Source organism: Paenibacillus sp. PsM32 (genome assembly GCF_030433815.1).
GTDB classification, from domain to species: Bacteria; Bacillota; Bacilli; order Paenibacillales; family Paenibacillaceae; genus Saccharibacillus; species Saccharibacillus kyungheensis.
In genome coordinates, this window is record NZ_JARUWY010000001.1 from 86,286 (window position 1) to 99,120 (window position 12,835).

Below are 12,835 nucleotides of genomic sequence, written 5' to 3' on the forward strand. Positions count from 1 at the left end.
AGCATATAGCTTGTTGTAAACTATTTAACGATTTGTATAAGTTTAGGCGCAATTTCTGGCAGTGGGAGCAGATGATTTACACATCCGAGCTCTACAGCCGACCGCGGCATTCCGTACACTACACAGGTATCTTCGTTTTCTGCGATGGTAGAGTTTATACCGCTATCATATAAATTTTTCATTTCTCTTGCGCCATCGCTTCCCATACCGGTCATTAGTACAGCATGACGCTGTAGATCGGTAAAAGGTTGGATAGAGGCAAAAAGCGTATCCACTGAAGGGCGATGTCCATTGCGTGGTGGTTCTTGAGAAAGCTGTATTCGGTAACTTCCTTGGCTACGAGTGACTGTCATATGATAGCCACCAGGAGCAATATAAGCTGTACCTGCTTGAAGAACCATTCCCTGTTCTGCTTCAACCACAGTAATACGACTTAAACTGTTCAAACGCTGTGCCAGAGATCGTGTAAAATTCGGCGGCATATGCTGAACAATCACAATCGGAGCCGGGAAGTTAGCCGGAATATTTTCTAGTAAGCTTTTAAGCGCCCTAGGACCGCCGGTAGAGCATCCAACTGCTACCAGTTGACGCCAAGGAGCTGTGTTACGTTCAACGGCTGCTGGGCGATTTAACGCAGGCGTAGCCGTTGGTGGTGAAGAAGGTGCTACTGGTTTTTCGATTTCTTTTTTGAAAACAGGTGCTACCGGCGGAGTAATAACCGGTTTTGTTCGTTTTGGTTCTTCTTCGCGCACAGGTTTAGTTGGAATTTCCGGTTGTTTTTTAGCCGGAGTTCCAGTAACAAAAGATGGCTTGGACACAGGACGTGTATCAGCGGGCTTAGGAGCTACTGAACGTTTATCTTGCGCTGTTTTATCTGTTGATACTTCTGGACGTGAAGGACGTACATTTGTGTTTGGAGTCTGTGGTGCCGGTTTGACCTGAAAGCGCTCTGGACGACCTTGATCCAAACGTTTGTCAGCGTCGCGTTTTAATAGTTTTTTCTCAGAAGGTGCTGCCTGAAGCTCTGTCAAAGGTTGTTGACCTTCTTCGCGCAGCTCTTGACTGTCTTGCAGATATGGCGACGGAGCAACGTCAGCCGCCATGTTTTTTTGTTCAGCCCGTTTGCGGTTTCTTTCCAGTGCATGAACAGCGGTATGAAGTTGTCTGCGTAATTGTTGTCCAACTTCTTCGATATCTTGCGAATTACTGACCGAAGGCTTACGGATAAAGTCAAAAGCTCCGTTCTCCAACGCCATAATTGTTTCTCGCATACCCTGTTCATTAATGCCTGATAACATAATTATCGGCAGAGGACGCTGAGACATTATAATTTTTAGTGCTTCCAGACCATTCATTTCTGGCATTTCTACATCCATTGTAACAACATCGGGTTTAAGTTCGACTACTTTTTTAGCAGCTTCACGCCCGTTATTTGCAGTATCTATTACTTGAAACAGAGGATCTGTCTCAATTAAATCTGAAATGATTTTTCTCATAAAAGGAGAATCGTCAACAACTAATATTTTATAAGTTGCCATTATCAGCACCTCTGTTCCCTACAGAATCATTTAGTCCGTTTGAGCCATTTTTGCATAAATCCTTTGATTCCTGTTAAGGTTCCTTCTGAACTTGCATTTGGTGCAACCATGTAGCGTTGAGCCAACTGTTGAATGTCTTTAGAAGCAAGACATCCTGGAGAGTAAATTGAAAAAGGAACTTGTTTTTTTACGGATTGACTAACATGAGAATCGTCACTAACAAATCCCAAAAGAGGAATTTCCAAGTTCAGAAAGCGGCTAGTAACCAATCTAATTTTGTCTGATGTTTGTACGGCTTCTTTTTCATTTTCAGCCCGGTTTACTACTAGTTTGAAAGACACATCTTCTTCCATACCATGCACCACTTTAATCAAAGCATAAGCATCTGTAATCGAAGTTGGTTCTGGAGTAGTCACTACTATACATTCGTCAGCTGACATAATAAATTGTAGTGTTTCTTTTGATAAACCTGCGCCGGTGTCAAACAAAATGTAATCCATGTCTGTGGCGACTTTCTGAATCTGATCTGTAAAATAGATCAAATCTTTATCAGATAAAGAGAACAATGAAGACAGTCCAGACCCACCTGCAATATAAGGTAATGATCCTGCTCCCTTTTCAATAATCTCGTTGATCTGTTTCTCTCCGCTAAGCAGATGAGATAAATTGAATTTAGATCGCACACCCATCAGTACATCGATATTCGCCATTCCAATATCGGCATCAAATACCAGTACTTTCCGCCCTAGTCGCTGAAGTGCAAGCGCAAAATTAAGCGTGAAATTCGATTTTCCTACTCCACCTTTACCGCTAGTGATTGTAATAAACTTCGCACTGCGTGGTTCTGTTTGAGGAGGCTGCACCGTTTTAGACGACATCAAATTTCTTAATGATTGGGCTTGATCCATCATGGCAATATCTCTCCAAGTAATAGATTAGCGAGAAAATCTGGACTTGGCATCAACAGATCATCAGGTACATTTTGTCCATTGGTCATATACGATAGTCGTAATGGATATTCCTGAAGAAGATTGAATAATGCACCATAGCTTCCTGTTTCATCTGCTTTGGTAAAGATCACTTTGTCCAATGGGTATTTGCTGAAATGTTCTGTGATCGTTCTCATATCTTCCGTTTTGGAAGTAAACGATAACACTAGATACGTCTCACTATTTTCCAAAGGAGCCAACAAACTTTGTAATTCAGAAACAAGTAATTCATTGCGGTAGTTACGTCCTGCCGTATCCATTAGAATCAGATCGCATTCAGCTAAACGTTGTAGTGAGCGCTGCAAATCTCCGGGAGATTGAACCACTTCTAAAGGCACACCCAAAATAGAAGCATAAGTTCTAAGCTGCTCTACTGCCGAGATACGATATGTATCCGAAGTAATAAAACCTACTTTACGTTTATATTTGAATAACTGTTCAGCAGCCAACTTTGCAATTGTAGTCGTCTTACCTACTCCCGTAGGACCTGCGACGTATACAATTTTGGTAGAAGTGTTGATGCCTCCACCGATGCGTGATTGCGTAAACTGTTCGATCTGAAATTTCATTGCTGCTTTGGCATCTACGGTAGTAATTAATTCAGGCGCTGGAAATTGACCCATCGCTTCGCTTAACCACGTATCTAGCAATTCCTGTTGAATGCCTTGTTTTTTTAGACGTTCTGCGATTTCGATTAATGATTCAGGTAATGCTGCCATTTCTTTTTCGCGGCTCAATTCAGCCATCATTTTTTTCATTTCACGCAATTCTTCAAACAACTTCTCTTGTTGAAGTCCATCTGCTGACCCATTATATTCTGAGACGCGATGTACAGGTTCCTCAGGTACTAAAGGAATATGCTGTAAAGTTGGTTGCGGAATCTCCGGTACCGATGGATTAAATGATGGAGCTGGTGCTGAAGAAGCTAACGAGTTACCTTCTGCTGACTGGGTTGGTTCTCCAGCGAGTGCTTGGCGCATCGATTCAGCAAAAGCTTCGCTTGATTTGCGATAAGCATCCGGTACTACACGTTTAGGTACAGCAGAGGCAGCCGGAATAATCGTTTCTGGCTGCGCTTTGACTGGTTCAGAAGCTTGCTCTTTTTCTACTGCGGCAATCACTTCAATCTTTTTCTTCTGAAACATTCCTAGAAAACCACCGGTTTTTAGCTCTTTTGTACTTAAAATTACAGCATCGCTACCAAGATCAGTTCGAATTTTTAACATCGCATCGGGCATTGTATCAACGATATATCGTTTTACCCTCATAAGTTCACCACCCCGACACTTTGAATTTCAACGTTAGGTTCAAGTTCACTGTAAGAAAGAACTGGAATATCCTGCATCGTACGTTCAATCACTTGACGCAGATACATGCGTATAGCTGGCGAAGTCAAAACGATCGGTTGTTGTCCCATTTGTAACAGTCGATTTACTTGTTCGTTCATCTTCTGATACATCGATTGAGTCGATACCGGATCAAGTGCCAGATAACTTCCTTGTTCAGATTGCTGTACACTTTCGGCAATCTTTTTCTCCAGATTAGGTCCTACTGTAATCACACGTAGTGTTTCACCCTGGCTTGTAAATTGCTGCGTAATTTGTCGGGATAGAGCTTGACGTACATATTCAGTTAATACATCTGGATCTTTGGTATATGTTCCATAATCGGCAAGTGTCTCGAATATTGTAACCATATCCCGAATAGAAATTTTTTCTCTTAGCAATTTAACGAATACTTTTTGCACATCCCCTACTGCTAACACAGAAGGAATCAAGTCATCTACAAGTACAGGATAGTTCTCACGTAAGTTGTCGATAAGCGCTCTTGTTTCTTGACGACCCAGTAATTCGTGACAATGTTTTTTAATTAATTCTGTCAAATGCGTAGCTACTACAGAAGGTGGATCAACAACGGTATACCCTGATAACTCAGCCCGTTCTTTTGTTAATTCATCTATCCATAATGCAGGCAATCCAAAAGCTGGTTCTAAAGTCTCTATACCCGTAATTGAATCATCATCAAACCCAGGACTCATAGCGAGATAGTGATTTAGTAGTAATTCACCACCACCTACAACATTTCCTTTAATTTTGATGACATATTCGTTCGGTTTTAATTGAATATTATCCCGAATACGGATAACAGGTACCACAAGACCTAGTTCTAGCGCACATTGACGACGAATCATAATAATACGGTCTAATAAATCTCCACCCTGTTGCGTATCTGCAAGAGGAATCAAACCATATCCAAATTCAAATTCGATTGGATCAATCTGTAATAAATTGATAACACTTTCTGGACTACGTACTTCTTCAATCTGCTGTTCTTCTTGTTGCTGTTCTGCTTCAACCACTTTTTGATCCAGATTCGACTGCATCTTCCGAGCAGCAAATACTAACAGAATAGCTAGAGGGAATGTTGTAATAAAGTGAATCGGTGTAAAAATACCTAACAGTGTAATTACGCCTGCTACGATATATAACAATTTGGGATATGAGAATAGTTGTGAAGTGATATCATCTGCTAAGTTACCCTCAGAAGAAGCACGGGTTACAATCAGACCAGCAGCTGTGGAAATAAGCAATGCTGGAATCTGGCTCACGAGACCATCACCAATTGTTAAAACAGAATACGTTGAAAGTGCATCAGCGAATGCCATTCCGTGAACAGTCATCCCGATAATAAATCCACCAATTAGATTAATTAAGAGGATGATAATACTCGCAATAGCATCCCCTTTAACAAATTTACTCGCACCATCCATAGCTCCGTAGAAATCGGCTTCACGTTCGATTTTGCTACGACGTTCTCTCGCTTGATGTTCATTGATAAGACCTGCGTTCAAATCAGCATCAATACTCATCTGCTTACCAGGCATAGCATCGAGTGTAAAACGGGCTCCAACTTCTGCTACCCGTTCCGAACCTTTGGTAATAACGATAAATTGTACAACCACAAGAATAAGGAAAACTACAAATCCAATAGCGATTTGTCCACCAGCGATCCAGCTACCAAATGTAGCAACAACTGAACCTGCATCCCCTTGTCCCAAAATCAATTTTGTTGTAGATATATTCAAAGCCAGCCGGAATAATGTAGTGATTAGCAACATAGCTGGGAAAATAGAAAATTCTAATGCTTCTTTCGTATTCATTGCAATTAGAAGAATAATCATTGCCAGGGAAATATTTATAATTAGCAATATATCGAGTAGCCATGTCGGGATCGGAAGAATCATCATCATAACAATTCCTATGACACCCGCAAGCACAACCAAATCTTTAGTTTTCAATGCTATCCAGCCCTCCGATCCCCTGGTTTACTTTGTTTTGCCTTTCATCTTGTACACATAAGCAAGAACTTCTGCTACCGCTTGAAACAGATCTCCAGGAATAGAATCTCCAATTTCTGATCGAGCAAACAACGCTCTTGCAAGCGGTTTGTTCTCCATCACAACAACTCCATGTTGTTTAGCTAGTTCTCTTATTCGCAGGGCGACGTAATCTTGTCCTTTTGCGATCACTTGCGGTGCAGCCATCTGACCATTGTCATATTTTAAAGCTACTGCAAAGTGAGTCGGGTTAGTGATAATAACGTCAGCATTGGGAACGTCCTGCATCATTCGCTGCATCGCCATTCGGCGTTGTCTTTCGCGAATTTTCCCTTTTATCAACGGATCCCCTTCCACTTTTTTATATTCATCTTTAATATCTTGTTTGGACATCCGTATACCTTTATTGTGCTCATATCTTTGATACATATAATCAAAAATAGCAAGTATCAGTAAAGCCACCCCTACTTTGATTCCCAAGTTCATTGTTAATCCAGCTGTATAATGAAGAATCGCTTCTACAGACATAAATGCTGTTTTGGATAATTCATGAGAAGCACCGGATAACGTTTGATAGACTAAATATCCTATTACTGAAAGTTTTAATATTGATTTTAAAAACTCAACAACCGAGCGCATAGAAGCAATATTTTTAAACCCTTTAATAGGATCAAGCTTGCTGAATTTAGGCTGTATAGGTTCTCCAACTAACAAAAATCCAACCTGTGCATAGTTGGCAACCAGAGCAAGTACCACGACTACGCCAAATACCGGTGATACTAACAACATAATTTGTATCGCATATTGACCTAGCATCTGCATAATATTAGCAACAGTAACATCTGTAGATAAACGATGTAGAAAAGAATCTGTGAATAGCCATTCAATTCGTTTCATAAAAAAACTGCTAAACATCATCAAAGAAAATAATCCACCTAGCAATACAGCAGAACCAGGTATATCCATACTTTTGGCAACTTGACCTTTTTTACGAGTTTCTTGCTTTTTCTGAGATGTTGCTTCTTCTGTTTTTTCTCCAGAAAATAATTGCAGATTGATCCGTAATCTGAATGCCAATTCACAACCTCCTTCCAAACGAAGTTTATTGTGGTCTGTTACCTACTACTTTTAAGAACGATTGCATTGCTTGAAATAATTGACCAAACAAATGTTCAAACAGATATCCAAAGCTTGGAGTTAACAGCATTAACATAAAGAGCCCAAGAATAATCTTTACAGGTACACCGATAACAAAAATGTTAAATTGCGGTGCACTACGTGCAAGAAATCCAAGTCCTACGTCTGTTAAAAACATTGCTACTACAATCGGAGCAGCCATTTGAAAAGCAATTAAAAACGAATTGCTAAATGTTCGTATCAAAAACTCACTCATCGAGCCGTCCATCATCTTACTCATAATTTCAGAATCAATTGGAATCCAGTCATAACTATAAAGTACCGACTGAATTAAATAATGATGACCATTCATGCTCAAAAATAAAAGCATTGCAATCATATATTTCAGATTACCGAATAGAGGTGAAGAAGCACCTGTTAATGGATCAAGTACGCTAGCGATACCAAAACCTGTTTGAATATCAATAAACGCACCAGCCATTTGTATAACAGTAAACATTAAATATGCTACATATCCAAGCATCAAGCCAATCATAACTTCTCTCATCACAAGCAGAATATAAATTTCAGGGCTTTCGGATACGGTTACCGTTGTGCTTTTGATCAGATAAATCAGAAGCGAGATAAAAAATGCAATGCCTACTTTAAACGTATTTGGAACCCCTTTTGATGAAAAGACGGGTGAAACTACAAAAAAAGCAATCATTCGACAAAAAACAAGCAAAAAAACAGGAAAACTTTGCTGTAACATCTCCATAAGCAATCAGCCTAACCGACATATTTGTATAAATTGTCGAGAATATTATACGTGTAATCTACTAAAACACTCAGTATCCATGGACCGAATAGCAGAAGTGCAAGCATAACAGCCACGATTTTAGGTACAAAGGCAAGCGTTTGCTCCTGAATTTGCGTAGTCGCCTGAAAAATACTTACTAATAGACCGACTACAAGTCCAAGTACAAGCATCGGTGCGCTGACTTTGAGTACTGTATACACTGCCTGTCCCGCCATACCGATGATAAACTCCGAACTCATGATTAACCTCCCTTAATTAGGAACATCTCTAACTTCGCTAATTGAAGCTGAGTAAGAGGGACTTAACGACCAAATACCATCCGTCTACGAGAACGAACAGTAAAATTTTAAACGGTAATGAGATCATAATCGGCGGTAGCATCATCATACCCATAGCCATCAGTACACTGGCGACTACAATATCAATAACTAGAAACGGTATGAAAATCATAAAGCCCATTTGAAAAGCTGTTTTCAATTCACTGATTGCGTAAGAAGGCACCATAACCGTAAGCGGAATATCTTGAATATTGCTAGGTTTTTCTGCACCAGTGTAATTGAGGAAAAGAAGTAAATCTTTTTCACGTGTATGTTTGAACATAAATTCTTTAATCGGTATTTCAGCAGCTTTCAGAGCTTCCGTCTGTGTGATGCTACCTTTTAAATAAGGTTGAAGCGCTGTTTGATTCATTGTTGATAATACCGGCGACATTATAAAAATAGTTAAAAATAAAGCCAGCCCCACCAATACCTGGTTAGGAGGCATCTGGTTAGTCCCGAGCGACGTCCGGACAAAGCTGAGCACGATAACAATACGTGTAAAACTGGTCATTAAGACCAAAAATGCTGGCGCAACACTGATAATGGTAAGCAGCAACAGGATAGATAACGAGCTAGTTGCTGGTGCTGCATCTCCTGAGCCACTATCATTGCCGATCTGAATATCAATATTAGGTATCGGATCGGCAGTGGCAAATGCTGAACTTACAGATGTCAGACTAACGATAAAAAGCAGTACGAGCGTTATAATCAGCTTTTTTTTCATGAATCCCTCGACCGATCTGTAGAGTTTTCCTCCTTCATCAGCTCTTCCATCTTCTGTTTGCGATTTGGAATTTGGCGTAGCTTGCTTTCAAATACTTCTTGAAAAGCTTCTGTTTCGCCTAACTCCTCTTCTTGTACATCCGATTTTGGACGAAATCTTTCACTGATTTTGGAGATCAGTGGAGAAAGAATATTTTTCTGCTCCACCGCTTCTGTCTGAAATGAATTGATAATCAGCATAGCTTCTTCTGGATCAGAGATTTTATCTACTAACGTAATATCATCTCCAACACCAACTAAATATATACTGCTACCAATTTCAATAACTTGTAATGATTTATTTGGTCCCATTGCTACCCCGCCGATTGTGCGTATTGCACGACGTGATAACCAGGTTTGACTTTTGCGACCAAGAAATTTAAGCAATAAAATAATGAGCGCTATAATTACAGCCAAGACGATTATAACCCAGACTATGCTTAGGAAATAATCGCCTGTTCCTCCCATTGTGGCTGTTTCACCTGACATGGGAATAATCTCCTACACGCCAAGCGTTTTGCTAATAGCTTCGATAACGCGGTCAGCCTGGAAGGGTTTAACGATAAAATCTTTAGCTCCTGCTTGAATTGCATCAATAACCATTGCTTGTTGACCCATCGCAGAACACATAATTACTTTTGCAGCTGCATCTAGCTTTTTAATTTCTTTAAGAGCAGCGATACCATCCATTTCAGGCATTGTGATATCCATAGTAATTAAATCAGGACGCAATTCTTTAAATTTCTCGATAGCTTGTGAGCCATCTTGTGCTTCCCCCACTACTTCATATCCGTTTTTACTCAAAATGTCTCGAATCATCATTCTCATAAAAGCTGCATCGTCCACGATAAGAATTCGGTTTGCCATTGATTTAAAATCCTCCCTAAATGATCATTATTGTATTTTTTGAATGCGGTCCCATTGGCTGATGATATCCGTAACACGAACACCAAAGTTTTCATCAATAACAACAACTTCGCCTTTGGCGATCAGTTTGTTATTTACAAGGATGTCTACTGGTTCACCTGCCAATTTGTCTAGTTCAATAATTGCGCCCTGAGACAATTCGAGGATATCTTTAATCTGCTTTTGGGTTCTACCTAATTCTACGGTTACTTTGAGCGGTATGTCCATCAATAAGTTCAAATTATTTTCATCCATGTTTGTTACTGACGGTGATTGGAAGTTTGCAAATTGAACTGGTTGAACATTAACCTCTCGTCCAGCCATACCACCGTAATGCTGTGGAGCCTGTGGTGGATAAGGCTGTGGCGGCATCGCGTACCCTGGTGGATACTGTGGATACGGCGGGTATGGTGGATATGGTTGTTCAGGCGCTCCGTATGGAGGCTGTTGGCCATAATCCGGTTGCATACCAGGTTGTGGCATAGCAGGCGGTGCAACGGGTTGCTGTGGAGCCTGTTGAGGTGGTACGGCAGCCGTAGGTGCTGGTGGTGCGACTGGAACTTCTGGTTCGGCTACAGTTTCTTCAACACCTCCATTAATTAATATATCTACCATATATTTAGCAAATTTGACTGTCAACAATTGCATGATTGTAGAATCAATCAAATCACCAATCAAAAGTCGGAATGAGATTTTGATTAATGTCTCATCATTAGGAAGCATGGTTACCCCTTGATCATTGCTTACATCAAGGATATCAATTCCCGGTGGTGAAATATTAACAAAGCGGTTAAAAATAGTAGACATTGAAGTTGCAGAAGAACCCATCATCTGATTCATCGCTTCTTGAACAGCACTAATATGAATCTCATTTAATTCTTCGTCTTTCGGATCTCCTTCGCCGCCTAACATCAGATCAGCGATTACCTGTGCATCTCTTGTTTGAATTACTAATGAATTGATACCTTGAAATCCATCTACATATTCAACATGAACAGCAACATGTGGTTTTGGAAATTCATTTTCAAACTCAGGACGTGTGATAATTCCTACTTGAGGAGTTGTAATATCTACTTTTTGTCCAAGTAGTGTAGATAAAGCTGTCGCTGCACTACCAAAAGTAATATTACCAATCTCACCAAGAGCATCCTGCTCCATAGGAGTCAAAAAGTCGTCTACCGTTTTGACAGACGATGACGAAGAAGTATCATCATCGCTTGCAGACTGTTTTAGCAAAGCGTCGATTTCTTCTTGTGACAAATAATCCTTACTCGTCAAAATCTTCCACTCCTTCACTCACAATTTCATCAATCTGTATAGCTACCCGGTCTTTTACAGTTCCCGGACTACCAATAAATTTAACTTTGTTACCAATTTTGATCGATAAAGCATCATGTACCGGTTTGTTTAAAGAAATCACATCGCCTATCGATAACCCGATAAACTCCTGAATAGATAAGTTAGATTCTCCCAATTCAGCAATAACAGGCAATGTAGCACGATTCACACGATGTTGTAGAGCTTCTACCTCTTCAGGAGCAGGCTCTTTTTTCTGAGAAACGAACCAGTGATGCGCAGATAGTTTGGTCATAATTGGTTCAATAACCACGTGAGGAATACATAAGTTGATCATTCCTGTAGTATCACCGATTTTGGTGCTTAGTGAGATCAAGGCTATCGTTTCATTGGGTGAGACAATCTGCATAAATTGAGGATTGGTCTCTAGTGCTTCCATTCTTGGTGAAAGATCAATAACGGTTTTCCACGCTTCTTGCAAACTATCAAATGTACGGCTGAACACTCTTTCGATAATAGTCGTTTCAATTTCTGTCAACGCATTTATTTTTGAAGGAGCGTTTCCTACACCACCAAGTAAGCGATCTAACATCGCATAAGCAATATTAGGATGAACTTCCATAACCATTCTACCTTCAAGTGGTTCAGCTTCAAAAATATTAAGTATCGTCATTTTAGGAATAGAACGAATAAATTCATCGTAAGGAAGCTGTTCTACCTGTACAACGCTAATTTGAACAAAAGTACGAAGTTGAGCAGAAAAATAGGTGGTCAGATATCTGGCAAAGTTTTCGTGAATCCTTGTCAAACTTCGAATATGATCTTTCGAAAAACGGACAGCCCGTTTAAAATCATATGCTCTAACCTTTTTCTGTGTATCTTCTTTTTTTAGTTCTTCTGCATCCATCTCACCGGAAGAAAGTGCTGCTAGAAGAGCATCTATCTCATTTTGGGATAATACATCTACCATAATCTCACCCCCCTTGCTAGTTTATTTATAATGAGAACTATCTTATTCCAAGATTAAATCGCACTCACAATAAAATTAGTAATCTCAATATCTACCACTTTACCTCCGTCTTCTGGAAGAGAACTGTTGATCAATTTAAGCAACTTATCATTAAGAGCATCTTTTCCTTTTGCTCCGTTCAAAGCATCTGGGTTCGTATCAGCAAGTGTTTTGATAATTAATGGCTTCACTTTCAAGTCTTTAATTAATTCAAAAGCTTCTTTTGTTTTGGCATCTTGAAGTTGGAATGAGAAACTCATATTGACTACATATGAAGGATCACCCAAGTTCGTTTTAATATCGTCTATTGTCGAAGAAACATCAGCAATTTCAGAAGCAGTCATTTTAGATAATGCTTCTTTTTCAGCTGCGGCAGCAGCTGCGGCACTTACTGGCTCTTTTTCTCCAAACATATTCCCCATCAAGAAATATGCGACCACACCGATTAATCCTACTGCTAATACCCCGCTAACGATCCAAGGTAGTAACTTCTTCATGATAATTCCTCCATATGCTGCACTTTAATAGTTCCTGTCAGTGTACCTATACTTTTATTGTATTCGTGGATGAGCTTGTTTAATTGATCTGCTTTTTCTAAAACGATAATTCGCTTACCTGTAGTTAATGTGACATACGTATCCGGTGTCTCTTCGATCATCTCGATCAATAGAGAGTTAAGCCACATCGGTGAGCCGTTTAATCTTGTTACAGGGATCATTTTGCCCCTCCTCAAAAAATGTCC

14 protein-coding genes are annotated in these 12,835 nt (G+C 39.9%); all 14 read right to left on the minus strand.

Going from position 1 to position 12,835, the window contains the following annotated elements; translation table 11 throughout:
- Positions 1–20 precede the first annotated feature (20 nt).
- The 14 genes from QCD85_RS00390 to QCD85_RS00455 are packed head-to-tail and all read right to left on the minus strand — an operon-like array spanning position 21 to position 12,811.
- Complete coding sequence (locus QCD85_RS00390) at positions 21–1,538, minus strand: protein-glutamate methylesterase/protein-glutamine glutaminase (protein ID WP_301261331.1); 1,518 nt, start codon at positions 1,536–1,538, stop codon at positions 21–23.
- 26 nt (positions 1,539–1,564) lie between these two features.
- Entirely contained in the window at positions 1,565–2,449 is an 885-nt protein-coding gene (locus QCD85_RS00395) for a MinD/ParA family protein (RefSeq protein WP_273615784.1), read from the minus strand.
- Complete coding sequence (flhF, locus tag QCD85_RS00400; RefSeq protein WP_301261332.1) at positions 2,446–3,795, minus strand: flagellar biosynthesis protein FlhF; 1,350 nt, start codon at positions 3,793–3,795, stop codon at positions 2,446–2,448. Before flhF ends, QCD85_RS00395 begins: the two co-directional genes overlap by 4 nt.
- Entirely contained in the window at positions 3,792–5,825 is a 2,034-nt protein-coding gene (flhA, locus tag QCD85_RS00405; RefSeq protein WP_273615782.1) for a flagellar biosynthesis protein FlhA, read from the minus strand. Before flhA ends, flhF begins: the two co-directional genes overlap by 4 nt.
- Positions 5,826–5,852: 27 nt before the next feature.
- Positions 5,853–6,941, minus strand: coding sequence for a flagellar biosynthesis protein FlhB (flhB, locus tag QCD85_RS00410; RefSeq protein WP_273615781.1), 1,089 nt, complete (start codon positions 6,939–6,941; stop codon positions 5,853–5,855).
- A gap of 25 nt (positions 6,942–6,966) precedes the next feature.
- Positions 6,967–7,758, minus strand: coding sequence for a flagellar biosynthetic protein FliR (gene fliR, locus QCD85_RS00415; RefSeq protein ID WP_273615780.1), 792 nt, complete (start codon positions 7,756–7,758; stop codon positions 6,967–6,969).
- A gap of 11 nt (positions 7,759–7,769) precedes the next feature.
- Entirely contained in the window at positions 7,770–8,039 is a 270-nt protein-coding gene (gene fliQ, locus QCD85_RS00420; protein ID WP_069327369.1) for a flagellar biosynthesis protein FliQ, read from the minus strand.
- Between the two features lie 37 nt (positions 8,040–8,076).
- The gene (gene fliP, locus QCD85_RS00425) at positions 8,077–8,844 is read right to left on the minus strand and encodes a flagellar type III secretion system pore protein FliP (protein ID WP_204824565.1); all 768 of its coding nucleotides are present in this window, start codon (positions 8,842–8,844) and stop codon (positions 8,077–8,079) included.
- Entirely contained in the window at positions 8,841–9,371 is a 531-nt protein-coding gene (locus QCD85_RS00430) for a flagellar biosynthetic protein FliO (RefSeq protein WP_273615779.1), read from the minus strand. Before QCD85_RS00430 ends, fliP begins: the two co-directional genes overlap by 4 nt.
- Before the next feature lie 12 nt (positions 9,372–9,383).
- Complete coding sequence (locus tag QCD85_RS00435) at positions 9,384–9,749, minus strand: response regulator (RefSeq protein WP_069327372.1); 366 nt, start codon at positions 9,747–9,749, stop codon at positions 9,384–9,386.
- Positions 9,750–9,776: 27 nt separating this feature from the next.
- Entirely contained in the window at positions 9,777–11,066 is a 1,290-nt protein-coding gene (fliY, locus tag QCD85_RS00440) for a flagellar motor switch phosphatase FliY (RefSeq protein WP_273615778.1), read from the minus strand.
- Positions 11,056–12,054 (minus strand): flagellar motor switch protein FliM, encoded by a 999-nt coding sequence (fliM, locus tag QCD85_RS00445; protein WP_273615777.1) that lies wholly within the window; start codon positions 12,052–12,054, stop codon positions 11,056–11,058. Before fliM ends, fliY begins: the two co-directional genes overlap by 11 nt.
- A gap of 53 nt (positions 12,055–12,107) precedes the next feature.
- Positions 12,108–12,590, minus strand: coding sequence for a flagellar basal body-associated FliL family protein (locus QCD85_RS00450; protein ID WP_204824569.1), 483 nt, complete (start codon positions 12,588–12,590; stop codon positions 12,108–12,110).
- On the minus strand, positions 12,587–12,811 hold the full coding sequence (locus QCD85_RS00455) for a flagellar FlbD family protein (protein ID WP_069327376.1): 225 nt from the start codon (positions 12,809–12,811) through the stop codon (positions 12,587–12,589). The genes QCD85_RS00450 and QCD85_RS00455 overlap by 4 nt, the downstream gene beginning before the upstream one ends.
- Between the last annotated feature and the right edge of the window lie 24 nt (positions 12,812–12,835).

What these genes read in the sequence shown, in the direction of transcription:
- QCD85_RS00390 (WP_301261331.1), bottom strand. Translation starts at nt 1,538, where the DNA reads ATGGCAACTTATAAAATATTAGTTGTTGACGATTCTCCTTTTATGAGA.
- QCD85_RS00395 (WP_273615784.1), bottom strand. Translation starts at nt 2,449, where the DNA reads ATGATGGATCAAGCCCAATCATTAAGAAATTTGATGTCGTCTAAAACG.
- flhF (WP_301261332.1), bottom strand. Translation starts at nt 3,795, where the DNA reads ATGAGGGTAAAACGATATATCGTTGATACAATGCCCGATGCGATGTTA.
- fliR (WP_273615780.1), bottom strand. Translation starts at nt 7,758, where the DNA reads ATGGAGATGTTACAGCAAAGTTTTCCTGTTTTTTTGCTTGTTTTTTGT.
- fliQ (WP_069327369.1), bottom strand. Translation starts at nt 8,039, where the DNA reads ATGAGTTCGGAGTTTATCATCGGTATGGCGGGACAGGCAGTGTATACA.
- fliP (WP_204824565.1), bottom strand. Translation starts at nt 8,844, where the DNA reads ATGAAAAAAAAGCTGATTATAACGCTCGTACTGCTTTTTATCGTTAGT.
- QCD85_RS00430 (WP_273615779.1), bottom strand. Translation starts at nt 9,371, where the DNA reads ATGTCAGGTGAAACAGCCACAATGGGAGGAACAGGCGATTATTTCCTA.
- QCD85_RS00435 (WP_069327372.1), bottom strand. Translation starts at nt 9,749, where the DNA reads ATGGCAAACCGAATTCTTATCGTGGACGATGCAGCTTTTATGAGAATG.
- fliM (WP_273615777.1), bottom strand. Translation starts at nt 12,054, where the DNA reads ATGGTAGATGTATTATCCCAAAATGAGATAGATGCTCTTCTAGCAGCA.
- QCD85_RS00450 (WP_204824569.1), bottom strand. Translation starts at nt 12,590, where the DNA reads ATGAAGAAGTTACTACCTTGGATCGTTAGCGGGGTATTAGCAGTAGGA.
- QCD85_RS00455 (WP_069327376.1), bottom strand. Translation starts at nt 12,811, where the DNA reads ATGATCCCTGTAACAAGATTAAACGGCTCACCGATGTGGCTTAACTCT.